This window comes from Bernardetia sp. Wsw4-3y2, from assembly GCF_037126295.1.
GTDB lineage: Bacteria > Bacteroidota > Bacteroidia > Cytophagales > Bernardetiaceae > Bernardetia.
Map to the genome: position 1 here is coordinate 2879782 of NZ_CP147017.1, position 20979 is coordinate 2900760.

Below are 20979 nucleotides of genomic sequence, written 5' to 3' on the forward strand. Positions count from 1 at the left end.
TTAGAAATCAAAAATTACGAACTGAAAGGTAGCTAATTACTATAAACTACATAAATTTGAAGTTCTATATTTTTGATAAATAAATTTAAAGCCTTATAAAGTTTCTTTTATAGAAATTTTATAAGGCTTTTTTAGGGTTAAAAAATAAAATCATTGTTACTCGCCCACCATTACAAAAGCTCCCCAATAGTAAGGTTCAGAATATTTTTCTTTGAGTTTTAGTTGCGCCATTTTGAAGGCTTCTCGTTTTGTTTTTCCTGATAAAAGATTTTCATAAAAGGTAATCATTAAAAGTTGTGTAGCTTCATCACTTACTTTCCAAAGCGACATAATAAGCGTTTTTGCACCTGCTTGACGGAAAGCCCGTTGAAGTCCATAAACACCTTCTCCATTATGAATATCTCCTAGACCTGTTTCACAAGCTGATAAAACGACTAATTCAGTTTCATCAAGATTGAGGTTCATGGCTTCTTCGGCTGATAGAATTCCATCTTCTTGTCCTGTTTGTGGATTTTGGCAACCTGCAAGTAAAAGACCACTTCTAAGAAATGGATTTTCTAATAAATTTCTATCTTCTGCTTCTTGCATTGTGGTTACTTTGCTCTTTGGAATTTCATTGATGAAAAAACCATGTGTTGCAAAGTGTAAAATAGTAGGGTTTTGGAGGTCTTTTATATTTTCTTCTGTGGCTTCTTTGTTTTGTAGTAATATTGTTTTTACATTCTTTTTAGAAAATAAATCATTGATTTCATTGGTTTCTACTTTTGTTCCTTCTAATACTGGAACAACCGTTTGCTGTCCCACAACACGTTGTAAACCATTCAGACTTCTGTCTTGACCATTTACTTTTAGAGTGTCTTTGCCATTCAGATTATAAGAAGGATAACCCAATAAATAAGTTTTGTAGTCTGCAAAATTTTTGCTCAAATCTGTACTTTGTTCTCCTTTTTCTTTGCGCTCTATCAAATCTCTACTGCTAGTAATGAGTTGAATACTTTGTTCTTCTAACAGATATTTGTCTGTCTTGGGGTTTAAAAGTGTATTTATATTCACTTTGTGATAGACACCATCAGGCGAAAAATAGATTTTTGAGTATCCTTTTTCTGATAGATTATCTAATTTATCTTGAATTGGTTTCCAATATTGATTGTATGATTCCTTATCTTCTAATTGAAAATCAACATTATTTTGATAAAAAAATAAAGCTCCGTTTTCTAGTTCTCGTCCATTCTCCAAAACTAGAAGTTCTGGGTTTTGTTGTGTTTCTTTTGTCACAATAAGTGCCACGTATACTGTATCTATTTCGTTTCCTTCCCTATCGTATTTTATCAAATGAAGCATTTCGATGGCAGCTTCTTTATCAGTAATACTTTCTCTGACTTGTTGCCATTTGTATTCTTTTTTTGTGGCATTTTGTTTAAATGAAGCCGATTTTTTGGAAATTTCTCGTTCTAGTTCGTTGATATCAGAAGCTATTTTTTTCATATCTACACTATTGTCTCGCTCTTCTATTGGAGTTTGTAGAAGACTGATATAATTTTCTTTTTTCTTTTTCCAATTTTCATATTGTTTGATGAGTTTTTGGTCATTACTATTCAAAATCTGCTTTTTCATTTTTTGAGTAGAAGAAAATATAATTCCTTTTGTAAAGAGTATTTCATCGAAAAGTTGCCCACTCATTTTTTTATTTTGAGGATAATAAGAGACTGCATAATCTGTAAAATCCTCAAATACAAACACTATATCGTTATAATATAAGTTTTTCTCTTCTTCTGAAAGTGTGGGAAATAACATGTTAATTTGTTTTTTCTTGTTTCTTATTGCTTCTTTATAAAAACTATCAGCTGTTTGATAGTATTGTTGAACTTTGTAAAGGTTTGCTAGATTGAAGCAAGAAAGGGCATAATCTGGATGATCTTTTCCAAGAGCTTGTTGATAGATAGAAAGAGCTTGTTTATGAAATTTTTCAGCTTGTTTATATTTGCCTTGCATTGTATATAAGTCAGCTATATTATTTATATCATCAGCAAATATAGGGTCATTTTTGCTGAAAATTTTTTTATCTATTTTGATAGCTTTTTTATAATAAAGTTCTGCTTTTTCATACATTTTTTGGTCTGAATATAAATTACCTAAGTTATTGCAAATAGAAGAATATCCTTCATCTTGCTGTCCAAACTTTTTTTCATAAATTTCCATTGCCTTAAAATATAATTCTTCCGATTTCTTAAATTCTCCTTGGTCTGAGTAAAGATTTGCCAAATCTTCAGATATTATGCCATACCACAAATCATTTTTACCTAATTTCTTCTCAATAAGCGATTGTAACTCTAGGTAAATGGGTTCTGATTTTTTGTATAAAGATTGTTCGTAATATATGTCTGCAAGTCCTCTTAAAACACGAAAATAAAATTCATTCTCTTTTTCTCCTAACTGTTCATAAATCGTTCTTGTTTCCGTAAAAAGGTTTTCAGCTTTGACATAATTTGCATTTACTAAGTAAAAATTGGCTAAATAATAACAAGAACGAGCATAATTGTAGTGATTTGTTCCAACTACATTTTTATTGATGTTTTTAGCTTCTTCTAAAATTGATTTAGCCTTTGGGTAGCGTAACTCTTCCATATATAAGTATGCTAAATGGATTTGAACATTAGAATAGAGTGTATCTTGTTTACCAAATTCATTTTCAATCTTTAAAAGTGAGGCTTGAAAATATTTTTCAGCTTTTTTATAGTTTTCATCTTCTAATAAATCTAAACCAATACTATCTAATTCTTGATAACTTAGTTTATCTAAATTTTGTCCATAAGAAAAACAAATAAAAGACGAAAAAATAATAGTGAATAAAGTAAATTTCATAATAGTGAATATTAGTAGTGTAAAGTGATTTTAAAAACCACAATAAGACAAATTATTATACAAATCACAAAAACTAATAAATATATAGTTATAGATTTATGTGATAATTAGTCTTTTTACTTTTCTCTAACAACGAACACATAGTATAAAAGCTAAATTAGGAATACATTTTTTTACTGTGTAATTTTGTATTGTCAAAAGTATTTACGAAATTTGCAACTCACTCATTTACAGATAGATATGTTTTTTAAGCATTTAAAATAAATTCTGTTTTTTTTAATAATTATCAAAACAAAAACTATCCACAACTGATTGATAAACAAGAATATAAACTTAGGCTAATAAGCTGAGTTAAATTATAATTTTTAAAATAAACTAGTTAAAACCAAATGGTCGAAACAACAAAAGCCACTCGTTATAAAGTAAAAGACATCACTCTTGCAGAATGGGGTCGTCGTGAAATGCAATTAGCAGAAGCAGAAATGCCTGGACTTATGGCTCTTCGTGAAGAGTACGGAGATTCTCAGCCACTTAAAGGCGCACGCATTGCTGGTTGTCTTCACATGACAATCCAAACTGCTGTCTTGATAGAAACGCTTACTGCACTTGGTGCAGAAGTTACGTGGTCTTCTTGTAATATCTTTTCAACACAAGATCAAGCTGCTGCTGCTATCGCTGCAACAGGTGTTCCTGTGTTTGCTTGGAAAGGTATGAATGAGGAAGAATTTGACTGGTGTATCGAACAAACTCTTTTCTTTGGAGAAGGCGAAAATCGTAAGCCATTAAACATGATTCTTGACGACGGTGGCGACCTTACTAACATGGTTTTGGATCGTTATCCTGAATTAGTTGCTGGTATTGGTGGTATCTCTGAAGAAACTACAACTGGTGTTCACCGTTTGTATGAGCGTATGCGTAAAGGAACTTTGCCATTGCCTTGTATCAACGTAAATGACTCAGTTACAAAATCTAAATTTGATAACAAATATGGTTGTCGTGAGTCTTGTGTAGATGCGATTCGTCGTGCTACTGACGTTATGATGGCTGGTAAAGTAGCTGTTGTAGGTGGTTATGGCGATGTAGGAAAAGGTTCTGCTGCTTCTCTTCGTGGTGCTGGTGCAAGAGTTATCGTTACTGAAGTTGATCCAATTTGTGCGCTTCAAGCTGCAATGGACGGTTTTGAAGTTAAGAAAATGATAAATGCTGTTAAAGAAGCTGATATTATCGTTACTGCAACAGGTAATAAAGACATCTTGACTAGCGAGCATTTCTTAAACATGAAAGATAAAGCTATCGTTTGTAATATCGGACACTTCGACAACGAAATCGATATGGCATGGCTTAACGGAACTTACGGAAAATCTAAAGTAGAAATCAAACCTCAAGTGGATTTGTATACTTTAGAAAATGACAAGCAAGTTCTTGTTTTGGCAGAAGGACGTTTGGTAAACTTAGGTTGTGCAACAGGACACCCTTCTTTTGTAATGTCTAGCTCATTCACAAACCAAGTATTGGCTCAATTAGAATTATATACTAATCGTGATGCTTATAAAAATGAAGTTTATACACTTCCTATGCACTTAGACGAAAAAGTTGCTCGTTTGCACCTTTCTAAATTAAGCATTGAATTAGAAGAACTTTCTCAAGAGCAAGCTGAATATATTGGCGTAACTCCAGAAGGTCCTTATAAGCCAACATATTACCGTTATTAATAGTAATAAATTTTTAGTGATTAATTAGTAATGGCTGAAAATTTTTACTTATATAAAAGCCACTAGCATTCATTTGTTAGTGGTTTTTGTGTTTTACCTTTTCCATTCTCGTTGTGCTTCTTTACTCAAAAGAAACATAGCTAATCCCCAACCCAAGGAAGTAATACTCAATACTAATAGAAATATAAAACCAAGTATATACATTTTGTCTTTTTCACCATTAAAAGGCTTATTAAATATTAAAAACATAAATAAGCCTATTAAACCAATACCCATTAATATACCTAATATGGCAGAAAACCAACTGCCTATTTTTGGAAATAACCAAAGCACTACACAAAGAACTAGAAATGTACTAGGAATGGCAATTGTCCAAGTAGGTGCGCCAGCAGACATTAGTAAAGGAAATAACAAAATGGCAAGTATAAAAGAAGTAAGAGAAACAATACGATTAGGTTTCCAAAAGGTAGTAGTAGTATCTTCTTCTTTATCAACTAAAAAATCGGCATCTAAATAGTCATTATATTCAGTGTACTCAATTTTATTTTCTTGAAATTGACTGATTTTTGAGAAAGCTAACAGAAATAAAAAAACAGCAGGAGTAACAGTTGGAGTTAATGCAATGACAAATTCTCTTGACGTAGAAGATATAAAAAGAATAGCGATATATTCTATCAAGAAAAAAAAAGAGAGAAGGTAAGAAATGTTCTTAGAAGTTTTTGATGAAGTAGTTTGCCAGCTCAATGCTCCAAAAAATGAAAATAAACTAATAACTCCAAGCAAAATCACAAAAAAAGACTCTTTTTTTCTAATCAATGAATACAAAGACCACTTTGCTTCATTTGATAGATATAATACAAAAATACTCAAACAGAATACCCCTATTGTAAAATGAATAAGTGAAATGGAATGTTGAATAGGTTTGTTAGCTATCATAATTACAGAAAATTATATAAAAAAAGCATTTCATTCTAAATATAAGAATAAAATGCCTGTTTACTTTTTATTATTGTCTAAAAAAGAGATTTTTATTTCTTTTTAGAAACTAGCCATTCTTTTGCTACTGCTCTTTCTTCAAAATAAGCAATTCTAAATTTATTATTAATTGCCATAAGTGATTTAAGTAATACTTGTGCTGCAATGCGTTGAAAGGTTGTACTTGATTTTATTACTGCAACTTCAAAGTTTGTTCCTAGTTGTTTTTGAAGCATCGGCATAAATTTTAAGACTAACCAAGCTCTTGATTTGGAAGAAACATTTCCTACATTTTCTTGATTAAATAAAACTTTATTATAACCTTGTGTTTTTTCTGGGTCTAAAAGAAGCATAAAAACTTCTTTATATTCTTCTTCATTTATATCGCCCTCCATCTTAATAAGTATATACTCCTCTTTGTTATTAACAAAAGAAGTAATGGATTTGTCAGGGCTTTCGTAAAAAGGCATCATAACGGTATGACTTGTAAGTAATGGCTATTTGTGAGTATATTATAATTTACAAAAGAACAAAATTTATTCTCGTTTAGCAAAAATACTACTTTTATGAAATTTTTAACTAAAATTAAATTAAAAAATACTCTTACAAAGTGCTATTTAATTTTGGATAATTAATTTTTGAGTAATAATTCCTTTTTGAGTTTGAATTCTGACTAAATACATTCCGTTTGAAGGTCGTTTTAATTGAATATCAAAGTTAGAAATAAAGGTGTTTGGGACATTTTTTTGATACACTATTTGACCAATAGAATTATAAATTTCAATTGATTGTACTCTCAAATTCTGTGTTTCCAAACTAAAACTTCCCTGATTTGGGTTAGGATATAGATTTACTAAATCACTCACATTTTCATCATCATTGCTTAGAACTCCATCAAGAGATAAAACTACAGATATTGCATTCGAATAATTCTCTCCACGACTAGCAGCATACGAAAGCCAATCACCATTGGCTTTTCTTTCCCACCCTTTTCCTTCTTGTTTCTTTTCTGTAAAAATAGTGAATCTATTTAGACTTTCATATTCCAATTCTACACTAATAAAAAACTGTGAAGGAACATTTTGTGGTTCATCAAAAACGACTCTTGTAAACTGTCTTCTTCTAAAAATATCTCTATCTATAAGCGAATAAAGTACTTTTTGGCGATACAATTCTTCGTTTGGTTTTCCATCGCTATCTACTGACCACATCACAACATCAAAAGTTGTATTGAGGTTTCTTATAGCTGCATCTGCGAAAAAAACATCGACAGCATATAGTTTACTAACAAAGCCAAAATCACTAAAATATTCAGCTTTACTTATGGTGCTTTTTTCATCGTGTCCTGCCAGTGGTTTATTATTTATTACTTCTGCTTTTAAATTTTTAGAGGTAATATTGCTTACTTTTTTTCCTTTAATAACCTCAATAATATCAGTTTTTTTACTCTCTCTTGTGCCTAAAGGATTAGAAGATTGAAGAGTAACGTCATAAATTCCTTCTTGAGTAAATGAAATTTGGGGAGAAAGTCCACTTGCCTGCAATGTTGTATTTCCTTCGATTGTCCAATTAAAATCTATTCCAAAATCTGTTTGTGAAAAAAAATGAGCTTTTTCAGAAAGTAAAACCAAAGGGTAATTAATATCAAAATCAACAACTGGAGGCTGTAAATTATTAGTTTGACGAATACGCAAATTATCCAAATACAGATTATTATTATTTGCTCCTATATTTCTGAATTTCACTTGCATAAAACGAGAACCTTCTTCTGCTTCTATATAGAATGTATATGAATTCCATTGAGCTGGTAATGGATTAAAGGCTGCTGTTTGATTAATTGCTGTTTGCAGCTCTTCTCCACCTTTTTTCCAAACGGTCAAAAATTTATTTCCTGCATCAGTAGTATAAGAAATCTCTAAAGAATCTGAAATTTTGTTTTTATCAAAACCATACGCAACATCAAAACGCACTTCAATAACACGGCTACTTGGCACTTTAATAAATGGAGATATAAAAGTGAGTTCTGCTTCACAAGAACGGTTGGTTTTATTACCAGCATAGATAGAAAATTCACTTGAGCCATAAGAACCATCTGCAAAAAGTCTCCAATTTGTTATATCTGTTCGTTCAAAGCTCCAACCTTCTTTTGTAAGACTTCTGTCTTCAAAATCTAATAGTGTTTCATCTAAAGCTGTTAGATTATCATCTATTACTTCAATCTGTACAGTTCTTGTTTTATCTGCAACATCACCCCCAATAACTTTTAAGGTAGCTGTAAAACTACCTATTTGTGAATAAGTAACAGAAGGATTTTTTTCAGTAGATGTAGCAGGATTTCCTCCTTCAAAAGTCCATTCATAACCTTGAATTTGAGCATTTCCAGTAGCTATGGATTGATTATTAAATTTGATTTTTCCGTTTTTAATTACTCTTGTTTTTGAAGGTTCAAAAATAGAAAAGACACTTTTACCTAGAGGATCTGCAACAGAAGAGTTTAAGAGTTCTTTTCTGCGAGGCGAAATTTCCAAAACAGCCTGCATGCGCTCTACTTGGTCAGCTGTAAAAAGTGTCATACATCTATCGTCAGTGTATTCCATAAAGTTTTGTGTCATTACTATTTTGCCTGCTTCACAAGAAGGTTCATTTAGATTACAACCTCTTTGTTTTTTTGAAGTATTGGGCGTGTCATCACAAAAATCATCTGTTGCACAACTCAATGGAATTTCTTCTCCCCACGTATGCAAAAGACCAAAAAAATGACCTATTTCGTGAGTGGCAGTTCGTCCTAAGTTAAATGGACTACCTTCAATGAGTTGAGGAATGTTAGGCGTTTTTTCTATTGAGCCAAAGTTTATATATCTAACAACTATTCCATCTGTATTTGCTTCTCCTTCATCTTCTTTTATACCACCCAAACCAGATAAATTAGGAAATTGTGCATAACCAAGTTCATCATATTTTGTTACCCAAATATTAAAATATTGATTTGGATCCCAAACTGTATTAGGTTTTGCCAAAGCATTAAATGTAAAGTCATTCCAACTTGTAAGGCAACCTTTTGCACGAGTAATTCCAACCTCCTTTAGAGGTCTTCCTTCTGGATCAACCGTTGCAGGTACAAACTCAATACTTGGGTTAGCAGCTACACTTTTAAAAATATCTAGCGTTTCGTCTTTATCAGAATTTCTAAAATTAAAATCTTCATTTAATACTTCTATTTGTCCATAAATTTGTGCAGCCGAAATATTTGCTCCTTCTCCTATTGGTTCTCCATTGTGAATTACATGAATAATAATAGGAATTCTATAGGTAGACTCTGTTCTTTCTACTTTATGCAGTAAAGGGTTATTTTTTTGAGCTTCTTTTTTCTGATTGATATATTTTTTTAGCTTATTTTCAAAGGCTTCACTTCCACCTGATTTATCTTTATTTTGTAGATACTGCTCTGTTTCGAAAGTTTGGCAAGTTCGCTGTGAAAATGCTTCAGAGCAAGAAAACAGAAATAAACTATTTATTAAAATAAAACAAAGTAAGAATATTGATAAGAAATTGGTTTTCATCATAGCTATATTTAGAAATATCAAAATTAGGACAGAAATAACAGAGAGAAATAGGTAGTAAAAGTACAAAAAATAAGTAAAAAATAGAATGCTTTCTTATCTATTTATTATGAGGACTCGACTAAGTAAGATTTGGTTGCATTGAATTTCAAATCTAATATTTTTCAAGGAATATTTGATGAGGTATAAAAAAAACCATACAGTTAAATATGGTTTTTTTTATCTAAAAAGTAAATTAACTATTACTGAGGTTGTAAACTTCCTGAACCACCATCCATATAAAATAAATACATATCAACTTCATCATATGAAGCACAGCCTCCTCCACAGAAGCAATTAAAATGAACTCTTACCTTTACACTCCCTGTATAAGGAAGTTCAATACGTTGATATCCATCATTAGGAGTTGCTAAACTGTAAATTTCCTGCTCCAAATAGTTAACAATAGATATTCTTGTTGCTGTCATAGGATCGAAATGAGAAATCAAGAAATTATGATCCCAATATATATCATATTTTCCACTTCCAAACGTAGTACCAGCATATTGTACTCTTAAATCAAAGGGGTAAGGAGCGTCAATTCTACACTCTATCGCATCTACTTTTTGTAATTTAGATTCTTTTTTGGATACAATTTCCATTGCTTCTTCACTAGACTCAACAGAACAAGAAAAAAGTAGTAGAGCAATGAATAATGAAGATAAAAATAATGATAATTTTTTCATGTTTTTTTAAGTGTTTTAGATACTAAAGATTATCTAATTAATGTAAGTTAGTTGTATTAATTAAATGTGTAATAATTAAAATAAATAGACCAATGTTTATAAAATACAAATTTAGTAAAAATATTACACGAAGCAATAAAAATTAATAAAAAAATAAAAACATCAATAAGTGTACTTTAATACTATAAAAACTAAACTTTGGTAATACACATATTTTCTTTAGAAGGGATATTTGTTTCAGTTTTGTGTTTTAGTTGAAAATTTTTCGAGGAAAGTAGATATTCTAAATAATAGATTTACTAGAAAAATTACAAGAAGGAGATTTTAAAAGGCTTTTTGAAATAGTGGAAATAGCTGACTATGATAAAACAATAGTTTTTTACCAAGAAAATCTAAAAAAAATGGCTCTTCCGACTTTTTAGCGAAACATTGTGTGTTCAGTTCCTCAGAACTGAAAAAAAACCTTCCTCAGAAGCGTGATATTGCTTAAATCACGCTTCTGAGGAAGCCTTTCGTTCGTTTTTGAGAACGGTGTAACCCTCAGCGAAGCTAAAACGAACGCACACCCTTTTATAATTTCGCTAAATTGTCGGAAGAGCCAAAAAAATAGACTTATTTTATGTAAAGACATAGTAAGAGCCTGTTCGAGTTTAGATACATAAAAAAGAACATCAGATTTTTTTATTAGTTAAGTTATTGATTTTCAGTTACTAATTAAAATATCAATGACTATGTTTACTAATGAATATTTATCTGATGCTCTTTGGCAATATATGAAAAAATTTATACCTTTTTCGTACTTGGAAAGAAAACGCAAACACAGTTTGTATAATATCTTTTCAGGACTATTTTACATCACTCGTTCTGGCAGTAGTTGGCGTTTACTTCCCAGTAGTTATGGTATTCCTTGGAGTAGTTTGTATGACTACTTTAGCAAATGGCAGAAGATGGGTTGGTACAAAAAACTTTTGGACAAGTTGGTCACAAGAGAACGGTTGGCTCAAGGTAGAAATGCTAAACCCTCTTTGGGTTCTATAGACTCTCAAAGTGTACAAAGTGTATATGGAGGGGAAGCTATAGGTGTAGATGGTTACAAGCTCAAAAAAGGACGTAAACGGCATATACTGGTAGATACGCAAGGAAATTTACTAGAATTAGAGATTAGTCCAGCCAATGAAGCTGACGTGAATCAACTTGCTTATCTAGCTTATTTAGCTCAATTTAGAGGAAGAAAATTCTTTAAAATTCTTGCTGATGCAGGCTATAGAAGTGCTAGTTTGGCTGCTGAAATATTTAGTCAAACAGGAGTACAAATTGAGATTGTCAATAGTCCAAGAAGAGAAAAAAAAGAGGATAAAGCATTTGTACCTCAACCCAAAAGGTGGGTAGTAGAAAGAACTTTTGCTTGGCTTAATCAAAACAGAAGACTAAAAGTAGATTATGAGAAAACTGTAGATTCTGCTAAAGCATTTGTGTATTTAGCTATGATTTTAAACCTCATAAATAAAGGGGCTAGAAGAAAGAAAAAATAAAAACTCGAACAGGCTCTAAGGGCTAGAGTTAGACAGGCAGAAATATATAGAAGATGATGAGAAAGAGAAAGAATGAGATATAAAAAACTATTCTGTTCCTAACATTTGGCGCATCACTCGTTTTTCTAAACTAAGAAGAGAAGTGTCATTTGGTGCAAGAAGAAGAGCATTAATTATTTTTTCATAAGCCTGTTTATCTTTGTTATTGTCCAATAAATATACAGTTTCTTGTTTCATTTTATTTACTTCTAGTTTTACATACTCATCTAAAACTTCTAAATGTGTTTTGACTAAAGCAGAGTTGTAACCAATCGAATCAGCTTGTTTGTAGTAGTTGTATGCACGTAAAAATTGTTTTTTCTTAAAGGCGTTTTCGCCATCTTCTACCAATTTGAAGAAAGTTTCTTTCTTTGGCATAATAGTTTCTATTTCTTTTATTTCTTGATTTACTTTTATAGTCTGACTTGAATCTGCAAAATCTAAAGCAATCTCATAGTTTTTTATTGCGTCCTCATACTTAGTAGAAGATTTTTGGTAGTTGGCTGTTTGAAAATAATTTTGAAATTTTAATGCTTTTTCTTTCTCGTTGGTTCGTATCAAAGAATCTTGGGCTATTTCTAACGCTCTTAATTGAGATTTATTTTTCATATTTAATGAGTGTACCCAAAGTCCTAAGCCACAAGCACCTAAAAGTGCAATTACGGAAAGAGTAAGTAAAACACGCAATCTCAAAATTGTTTTTTCTTGTTTTCTTTTTTGTAATGCAACCGACCTTATACTCTCTAAAATAAATTCTTTTTGAATAGGAGTCGAAGTCGGGATTTTATTATGTTTTTTGCACTCCTCTAACCAATTTTCAGCAATAGCAAGTTCGTTTCCTATTAAAAGAAAAGCATAATTTTTTTCATTTTTATTCCATTCTAAGGCTTTTTGTTGGTATTTTGAATGCTTTTGTGTGTGTTCTCGGTCTGTGTTTAGTGTTCGTAGCAGTTCTCTAAATTGCTGTCCATTATCAGTATTGATGTCGTTTTGTAATCCATTTTTAGAAAAATCTATCCATTGAATATGGCTAGGAAAATAACTAGGTATTTCTTTCACAGCTTGAAAGCGAACTAAAATAATCCGTTTTCCCATTGATAAAGCATGAAGGACTTCATCTTTACAATAAGGAGAAGAAATGGAAGCAGGAGAAAGAATAAATAAGAAATTATCTGAAGTTTCGATGCCATTTTTTATTTCTAAGCCAAAATCTGAACCAGCAGGAATACATTCTTGATCAAACCACGTTGTTCTGCCATTGAGTTGAAGTTCTTCGTTGAGCCAACGAGCAAAATCGCCATCTGTACGAGAATATGAAATAAAAACTTCACTACTAAGTGTTCCTATTTTGGTAATACTTTCTTCAATGAATTTTTCGTGTAAGTCAGTAGGTGTATTTAATTTTGTATTTGTGGTATTGTTTCCTTGCAATTTACCTTGATTAAGCCACGTTTGAGCCTTTTCTAAATTATGTCCACGCAATAAAATGGCATCGTTTTGATGTTGTTCTTCCCATTTTAAAGCCTGTGCAAGATAGCGTTTATGATTTCTGTAATAGTCATAATTGTCCTCAACAATACAGATAAGCTCATTCAAATCTTTTTCAAAGTCTAAATTATCTGTAAAATTATCTTCTGTTCGGTTATCTGTCAAGTCAATGTAAGAGGAAGAAAGCAAACGCAATTGCTCTGGTAATTGGTCTATATTGACTTCTTTTGCCAACACAACAATAATTCTTTTATGAAAAGTAATTGCAAAACGGAGTTCTCTCAAACACTCTGAATTTTGAACAGCAGCAGGCGAAAGCACAAAAACAAAATTATCAGCGTGAGCAATTTGTTCTTTTATTTCTTCTGTATAAGTAGAAGTATCAAATCCTTTTTGCGTTTCTCTATGTATCGAATTATTAGGCAAAACAACTGTAATTCCCGCTTTTATTAATCCTTTTCTGATTTTTTCAGTTTGCTTTTTTTCTTGCGCTGAGAAACATAAGAAAATCTCTGACATCAAATTATCAGCATTTTTCTTTGAATCAGTAATAAATTCGCTATGTAAAACGGAAGGCAAACAGGGAGGCTGTTTGGGAGCAATAAAATCTTGAGTAAGCCAACTTTGTGCTTCTTGACGTTCTTTTCCTACTAGCAAGAGGTTGGTTTGTCTTCTATGATTTGACCATAAGAGAGCTTTTTGAAGTAATTCTGTATGGAGATAAACGTATTCTTTTTGAGTTTCAATAACTTTTAAAATACTTTCAAAACCATCTTCAAAATAATCAATATCTTTTCCAAAAACAGGAAGTGGATTTTCTTTTATAAATTCTATTTCTTCATGTTTTCGCCAACTGTTTTCATAAGTCAGTTGCCAGTTGTAAAGCTGATTAATAGCATCTTCTGAAAGTTGCTGACGAGCATGAACCCAATCAGTTTTGCCCAAAAGTTCATGCGAACGATTCAGAACATCTTTTTTAGAAAAAATAGGCAAAACATTCATTCCATTCGCCTCATAAAATTGAACCAAAACACTACGTTCTTCATAAGATAAAGGTGCATCTTTTGTATCAAAAATAACATTTTGATCAATAGGAATTATTCGTTTGCCTAACTTTCTAGCATATTCTAATTCTATCAAACAGTATGCAGAAGTAAGACAACGAGGCGCAAGAATAAGTATAAAATTATGAGCTGACTCAATTCCATGAGAAATACGTTTGGAATAGTCATCGCCATCAGGAATATTGACTTTATCGAACCAAACTTCATAGCCTTTTAGCTTCAAAGATTGATAGAGTCGTCCGACAAAGCCCAAACTTTCTTTTCTTCCATACGAAATAAAAGCATCTTTTGTCATAAAAATAACATAATCTGAAATGATAAATTGAATTAGAGTGTAGCTAAAATACTAATTTTTATCTAGATTATTTTCTCTGCATTTTTAATTCTACAAGTTTGGTATATTTTACTACAGGATAAAAGGCAGAAAAGAGTGACCATATAAATCCTGCAAATCCGTTTAAGAAGCAACCTCTAATAATATAAAATTGGATAAATGTAATAGGCAAACGAACTATTATCATAAATTTAGATTTACTTTTTCCATTCTCAATATATTCTTCAGATGCCAAAGTAGTATAACGATTAAATTTATTGAAGTAATCATGTATATTTCTATAACTATAATGCAACATCTCATTTTTGAAATTGCTTATTTTTCCTTCTACTCTTATTGTTTCGTGTACTTTATCTAAAGTAACGCCTCCTTTATTTTTATTAAATAGTCTAAGACAAGGTGTTTTTGTTTCTGAACTAATTCTTTTATCTAAAAAAATTAAGGTGCGTGGTAAGTTAAATGCACTCTCTTGTATAGTTTCTTGACTTAATACTTCTTGTATTTCATCTTGTAATTTTTTTGAAAGAACTTCATCAGCATCCATAGAAAGAATCCAATCATTTTTTGCTTGTGAAAAGGCAAAATCTTTTTGTGTACCAAAACCATCAAACTCTCTTACTAAAACTTTACAATTATATTTAGCATAAATTTCTTGACTTTTATCAGTGCTGCCAGAATCTACCACTACGATTTCATCACACCAAGTTAGAGCTTTTAGAGTTTCTTCAATTATATTTGCTTCATTGTAGGCAATCAAAACAGCACTTACTTTATGACTCATAAGAAAAAGTATTCAAAATTTTTAGGAAATTTATCCTTTTTGAAGTTGTTGAAATAATAAATAAACCTTATTCTGTAATGGAGATAAGGAAAAAGCTAAAGTACAAATTTTTATCTAATCTAAATCAACTTTTTTATCTTCATTCAGGGCTTTCTTATAAAAAAAGAACACTGCCATTGTTGGTGTTTTAGCGACAGCGACACCAACAAACAATAAGAAGAAATTTCTAAATTCTAATCTACCCACTTAAAAAAACGTTCCCAACGAACCCTTGCCCAATCTTTTATTCCATCTGCTGGTGTTTGGGAATGATAAATAACTAAAGGTGTTCCGATAAGATGATCCTCAGGCACAAGTCCCCACATGCGTGAGTCAGAAGAATTATGACGATTATCTCCTAATACAAAGTAATAATTTTGTTTGAAAATATAATTTTCAACAATTTTTCCATCAATCATTAATTTATTATTAATTACTTCTACTTTTTTATTGTATTCGTAGTTTTTGATAATATTCTCGTATAAAAGTAGTGTTCCTTCATGCATAGCAATGGTATCTCCTTTTTTAGGGATATAATACGAACCAAAATAATCTCTATTCCACCCTAATTTTTTACTATTTTCAGTCATTGAGTTATCAGAAATATCATTTTGTTCGAAAAATTTAGGTGTAATTTCTTCAATTCTCAAATCTTGTCGTAACTGATTGGCTTGTTTTGGAGTGGTATAAAGTAAATAGGTTTTTGTTTGAGGTGTATCCTTAATTACGTCTTCTACTTTTTTATTTCTTCCCTTTTTTTTCTTGCTTTTCTTGATGTTTTTTATGCGTTTTACTTCTTTACTTTCTGTTTCGATTTCTTTCCATGTCTGTACATCGGTATGATGAAACATAGTTTCAGGCTTCTCACTTGTCTTGACGATATAACTAAGCTGCATATCGGAAGCATTGGGCTGCCATTCTCCATTCCTAAAAATATCTTGACGCATAATCTGAATTCTATCTCCTGCTACACCCACACAGCGTTTGATATAACATGTTTTGTCTTCTATATTTTCAGCACTATCCAACGGATAGTAAAAAATAATTACTTCATTTGCTTCTACTTCTCGTAGTTTGGGTAATCTATCAGGTAGAAAACTAAAAACATCAATATCAAAACTAGCCTTTTTGGTAGCTGAATTTTGTTTTTTATGAGGAATCATTGCTCCAAAAGGAAGTTTGTTACAAACAATTTTGTCTCCTCGTAAAAGTGAACCCTCCATAGAGGAAGTAGGAATAATAAAATATTCTAAGGCAATTTGTTTCAATGCAAATAAAGAAATACAGATAAAGAAAAGAAAATAAAGGCGAAACCACCATTTTTTGGATTTTAACTTAATTCTATCAATTCTTTTAATTTTCATGGTAATTTTATAATTATAATAAGTAAGCAGCTATAATAATCTTTTTATTAAGACAGGATTTTTATTTTATCAATATGTGTATCAACTTTAAGAGTAGTATAGGGAAGGAATTCTATAATTACTACTTATTTTAAAGAAGTGATACTTACTTTAAGCAGTTGCACAAAACACGCCATAAATTCTATTAAAATTGATTAAAATTGATTTTTATTAAGTTTTTATAGAATATATTAATATTTATCAAAATAATAGATTGCTTTGTGTTGTTTATACGAAATTTTATTCTGCGTGGTTGTTGTCTTGAAAAAGGATTTTTTGAGAAGTATTTTATTTTTAGTATCTTAAACTAGGTTAAATTCCTATCAAAAAAATAACACCAAATTTACTTTCAAAATCTTTTCAAAAATGTCTAAATCTAAAATTTTCTTTATTGTTCTTTTTGCCCTTCTTCTGATTGCAGGAAGCATTTACGGCTACGAATATTTTACTAACAAAAGTATCATTGAAAAAGCTGATGTTTTGTATAAAGAGGGAAAGTTTGAGAAGGCTTTGGCTATTTATCAAACTACTAAAGAAGGTGTTTTTGATACACATAATTACGAAGCATGGGCAAGTAAATCAGATATAGAACGTATAAAAAAAGAAGCTATTCCGACTTTAGAACGAGCTAAAAAAGCCATCAAAAGTGACAATATAGATTCTTTATTAATTTCTTTTAAAAATCTAAAAAGTATAGATGGAAGATATGGATTTTATAGAATTACTCCTGTGTCTTTAGATACAGAAATTGCTAAAAGCAAAATAATAGAAAAAGAGAAAATAAGTTCCATAGCTCAAAAGTTAGAAAACCAAGATCCATCTGAAGCTATAAAATTATATTCAGTTTTTGATTATACAGATCAAGGTTACAAAGACTATCAAACCAAAATAAGCTCTCTTTACAAACCAGCTTTTCTACAAAAATATAATCAAAAAGAGTATACAGACGCACTTACGTTATACAATAAAATGGATATTGCAGAAAAAGAAAGATATAAAAACGAGCTTAAAGAACCCTTAAATCATAGCCGATTAGAAGCAGCTAAAAAATATGAAAAATTTGCTCTGCTTACTTATATGAATGGAGAAATGCAAGATATAGAAAGAGTTACCAAACTTCTTTTGGAAGTAGATTCTACAAGTACGTATGCACCAGCAGCCAAAACAGAACTTGAAAACCTCAATCAGGAAGTAGCCTATAAAATGGGAACTGAAGAGTATAAAGCTGGAAATCTTGATGAATCTTTACACTTTTTTGCTCAAATTCCTCCACAATCTCCTCATTATGATGATTCAAATAAAAAAATAACAGAAATCTCTCAAAAATTAGAGAAAGAACACAAAGACTCTTATTTAGTCAAAAAAAGAACAGAAGCATATACAGAGATTAAAAAACAGCTTTCTCCTTATTTGAATGATAAATCAACTTATTCAGTTATTTTGTCTGATTCAGAAGAAACTAATAAAAAGTTTAAATATACTATTGTCTATCAAAATGGAACTGTGCCTACTACAAAAACAACTGACTTTTTGAAGGTAACTGATAGCACCTATAATTTCTTTTTAGATGATGTAGGAATGGAAATTTTGTCTAATAAAGGACAACAAATTACTCAAGCAGGTTACAGTAATTATGTGGGAAATTCTCAATATGGAACATGGAAACAAAATGATGAAGGTTCTTTTTGGGAGTTTTATGGCAAATATGCACTTTTGAGTACACTTTTTAATTCAAATCGTATTTATAGAGATGACTATTCTACCTATAATCGTTATTACCGAACTTCTAACCGTCCTTATTATGGAAGCGTTTATGTTCCTTTGAAATCGGCAGTCAGACAAACACCTCGTTTTCAACAAACGGTAAATAATCGTTCTCAAAAAAGCTGGTTTTATGCCAAAAGCGTTCCTTCTCGTTCTTCTACTAAAAGTACAGCCAGTACAAGTAGTAAAAGTTGGTATTATGGAAAACAACCTATGAAACGCAGTAGTTATACAAGTACCTCAACAGCTTCAAATCGTAGTACGTATGGACGCTCTACCTCAACAGCTAGTCGTTCAAGTAAAGGATATTCTTCTAGCTCCTCATCTTCAAGAAGTTCTTCAAGTTCTAGTAGTGGTTATCGTTCTTCTAGTAGCCGAAGTTCTTCTAGCAGTTCATCATCACGAACTAGCCGTTCTAGTTCGTCTTCGTCTCGTTCTCGTTCTTCTTCTAGGGGTGGAAAGTAGAGAAGCAAATTTTTATTTTTTAGCTTCTCAAAAACATAAGTAAAAAGTTTAGCGTTTATATTCCTAGACCCTAAGGGTTTTTGAATTTTTTTTCATTCACTAAACATTCTATCAAAATTATTCAGAAAATTATGACAAAATTAAAATCATTTTTTAGCCTACCTTTTTTATTCAGTCTTTTACTCTTTCTAGGTTCTTGTGATAAAGATGGAGGCATTAACTTTTTTTCTATCAATGAAGACCTCAAAATTGGTCAGCAAGTAGCAGCCGAAATAGAAGGAGATTCTTCTGTGATTGTTTTAAACGAACAAGACTATGATACAGCTTATGCATATATAAGAAGACTTACTGAAAAAGTGTTGGCTTCAAATGATATTCGTTATCGTACAGAATTTCCTTGGCAAGTCAAAATTATTCAAGATGACGAAACACTAAATGCTTTTTGCGCCCCTGGTGGATATATTTATGTATATACAGGACTTATAAAATATTTAGATACAGAAGATCAACTTGCTGGTGTGATGGGACACGAAATAGCTCATGCAGATAAACGCCACGTAACCGACCAAATGACAAAGCAATATGGGTATGAAACTCTTTTTGCTATTTTCTTTGGAGAAGATCAAGGACAGCTTGCTGGAATTGCAAAAGGTTTGCTTACTCTTAAATATGGCAGAGATGCAGAACGTGAAGCAGATGATTTTTCGGTAAAATATCTTTGTGATACAGAATATCAGTCTAATGGAGCAGCAGGATTTTTCCAAAAAATAATTAATGAAGGACAAAGCAGTTCGCCACCAGAGTTTTTGAGTACACACCCAAATCCAGACAACAGAGTAGAAGCGATAAATAATAAAGCTAGAGAAGAGGGATGTAGCATACAACCAAGTGGAAACAATTATGCAGCATTTAAGGCATCACTTCCTCAATAGTCAATTACGATAAAAATTACTTATAAAATTCATCAAAAGTCCTTATTACTTTATTGTAGTAAGGATTTTTGATAGGAATAAACTGAAAAAAGAATTTATATTTAGTGTTACCAACTTTCAGTTATAGTCTTTTTTCCTCAAACACAGGCAACAAAAAAACATAAACCCAAATCCAAGGTGAAAAATAATGTCCTACACCAAGAAAAAAAAAAGTTCCTATGTGAAAGCAAACTCCTATAAAAATAAAAGTAAGTCTAATATATTTGTTTTGATGGAGAATAAGCAAAAAGCTACTTTCCCAAAAAATTACAAGAATAGAAAAAAATGTAACTAAAAAAGGATAATTTGATAAATTTTGTCCCCAATCGGTAGGAGAGGTTTTCAAGTAGCTCAAAAAAACATTTCCATTTATCCAGCTCCAGCCTCCAATAAATATTTTTTCTAGTCCAGAAGAAGTGTAAACCAAACCAACAGCCAAAAAAAGAAAATAATTTTGAGAAATTAGAGTAGTTGGATCTGATTTTTTGAAATTTGTTTGATACATCCAAAAAGGAAGCAGAATACAAACCCAGTTCCAAGTAGCATAAGTATGTTCTATTTTTCCAAATCCATATAAAAAACCTTGTAGATAAATAAATAAAATAGAACTCAAGGTTACACAGAAAAATAGTATAGTTTTAAATAAAATTTTTCTTTGAAAGAACAATGAAAGCAAACCAAAACTAATTCCTATTCCTGTTATGATTGTGAAAAAACTAAATGCTTTTTTGAGGAAGAAAAGGGAAGGAAAAGAAGAAGATAACAATTTGTAAAATGAAATAGGTTCATACAAAACAGCTATCTGATTATATTCTGTAAGAATTTCTATCCATTCATTGGAAAGTAAACTATTTGAAGTCAAAAAATAAATTACTAAAAGGACTTGGTGTGTTGGCGTTATTTTTTGAGAAAAAATAGTATTCTTAATAAAGAATAGTTTTGCCTTTTTATAGATTTTTGGAAGTAGAAAGAGAGATAGAATAGAACCTATAACTAAAAAACGAATCGCTATTTGGTCAGATTTTTTGATAAAAAAAGAAGATTCAAAACGATATTTTTCTGTTTTTAGGCGTGGATAAAGACTTTCTACTAAGTCTGAAAACCAAGTAACAGAATTAGTGTTTTTGTCAAAATAAGCTAATGTATAGTTTCGAATCCAAAACCAATATAACAGTTGAGATAAAACAAGTAAAGAAACAAGAATCCAAAATCTATTTTTTTTAATAAAATCCATTAGTTAAAAAAGGTTATCACATTTATTTTTG

13 protein-coding genes are annotated in these 20979 nt (G+C 30.9%); 4 read left to right on the forward strand and 9 right to left on the reverse strand.

Features of this window, described 5'->3' with window-relative positions; all coding sequences use genetic code 11:
- Positions 1–156: 156 nt before the first annotated feature.
- Positions 157–2862 (reverse strand): CHAT domain-containing tetratricopeptide repeat protein, encoded by a 2706-nt coding sequence (locus tag V9L05_RS11705; protein ID WP_338812054.1) that lies wholly within the window; start codon positions 2860–2862, stop codon positions 157–159.
- Positions 2863–3251: 389 nt separating this feature from the next.
- Between V9L05_RS11705 and ahcY the strand changes: the two genes are divergently transcribed.
- The gene (gene ahcY, locus V9L05_RS11710) at positions 3252–4574 is read left to right on the forward strand and encodes an adenosylhomocysteinase (protein WP_338793070.1); all 1323 of its coding nucleotides are present in this window, start codon (positions 3252–3254) and stop codon (positions 4572–4574) included.
- Positions 4575–4667: 93 nt separating this feature from the next.
- Here the strand turns inward: ahcY and V9L05_RS11715 are convergent, their stop codons facing one another.
- The 4 genes from V9L05_RS11715 to V9L05_RS11730 form a co-directional block, all read right to left on the reverse strand.
- Positions 4668–5510, reverse strand: a complete 843-nt coding sequence (locus V9L05_RS11715; RefSeq protein ID WP_338812056.1) for a hypothetical protein — start codon at positions 5508–5510, stop codon at positions 4668–4670.
- Between the two features lie 92 nt (positions 5511–5602).
- Positions 5603–6022: an STAS/SEC14 domain-containing protein gene (locus tag V9L05_RS11720; RefSeq protein ID WP_338793068.1), complete on the reverse strand. Its 420-nt coding sequence runs from the start codon at positions 6020–6022 to the stop codon at positions 5603–5605.
- A 144-nt stretch (positions 6023–6166) separates the two neighbouring features.
- Positions 6167–9112: a M43 family zinc metalloprotease gene (locus V9L05_RS11725; protein WP_338812058.1), complete on the reverse strand. Its 2946-nt coding sequence runs from the start codon at positions 9110–9112 to the stop codon at positions 6167–6169.
- 239 nt (positions 9113–9351) lie between these two features.
- Positions 9352–9750 carry a hypothetical protein gene (locus tag V9L05_RS11730; protein WP_338812060.1) on the reverse strand — a complete coding sequence of 133 codons (399 nt, stop codon included), beginning with the start codon at positions 9748–9750 and terminating at the stop codon, positions 9352–9354.
- An 815-nt stretch (positions 9751–10565) separates the two neighbouring features.
- Between V9L05_RS11730 and V9L05_RS11735 the strand changes: the two genes are divergently transcribed.
- On the forward strand, positions 10566–11366 hold the full coding sequence (locus V9L05_RS11735) for an IS5 family transposase (RefSeq protein WP_338811837.1): 801 nt from the start codon (positions 10566–10568) through the stop codon (positions 11364–11366).
- Between the two features lie 87 nt (positions 11367–11453).
- Here V9L05_RS11735 and V9L05_RS11740 read toward each other — a convergent pair whose 3' ends face one another.
- The 3 genes from V9L05_RS11740 to lepB all read right to left on the reverse strand — a co-directional run bounded on the left by V9L05_RS11740 (position 11454) and on the right by lepB (position 16475).
- Positions 11454–14252, reverse strand: coding sequence for a toll/interleukin-1 receptor domain-containing protein (locus V9L05_RS11740; protein ID WP_338812061.1), 2799 nt, complete (start codon positions 14250–14252; stop codon positions 11454–11456).
- Positions 14253–14319: 67 nt separating this feature from the next.
- On the reverse strand, positions 14320–15072 hold the full coding sequence (locus V9L05_RS11745) for a glycosyltransferase family 2 protein (RefSeq protein ID WP_338812062.1): 753 nt from the start codon (positions 15070–15072) through the stop codon (positions 14320–14322).
- Positions 15073–15305: 233 nt separating this feature from the next.
- The gene (lepB, locus tag V9L05_RS11750; protein ID WP_338793064.1) at positions 15306–16475 is read right to left on the reverse strand and encodes a signal peptidase I; all 1170 of its coding nucleotides are present in this window, start codon (positions 16473–16475) and stop codon (positions 15306–15308) included.
- 405 nt (positions 16476–16880) lie between these two features.
- On the opposite strand from lepB, the gene V9L05_RS11755 reads away from it, so the two are divergent.
- Together V9L05_RS11755 and V9L05_RS11760 are read left to right on the forward strand one after the other, a co-directional pair.
- Positions 16881–18743, forward strand: coding sequence for a hypothetical protein (locus V9L05_RS11755; protein ID WP_338812063.1), 1863 nt, complete (start codon positions 16881–16883; stop codon positions 18741–18743).
- Positions 18744–18874: 131 nt separating this feature from the next.
- Entirely contained in the window at positions 18875–19675 is an 801-nt protein-coding gene (locus V9L05_RS11760; protein WP_338812064.1) for a M48 family metallopeptidase, read from the forward strand.
- A gap of 121 nt (positions 19676–19796) precedes the next feature.
- On the opposite strand, the gene V9L05_RS11765 is transcribed toward V9L05_RS11760, so the two are convergent.
- Positions 19797–20948, reverse strand: a complete 1152-nt coding sequence (locus tag V9L05_RS11765) for a hypothetical protein (RefSeq protein WP_338812065.1) — start codon at positions 20946–20948, stop codon at positions 19797–19799.
- Positions 20949–20979 lie beyond the last annotated feature (31 nt).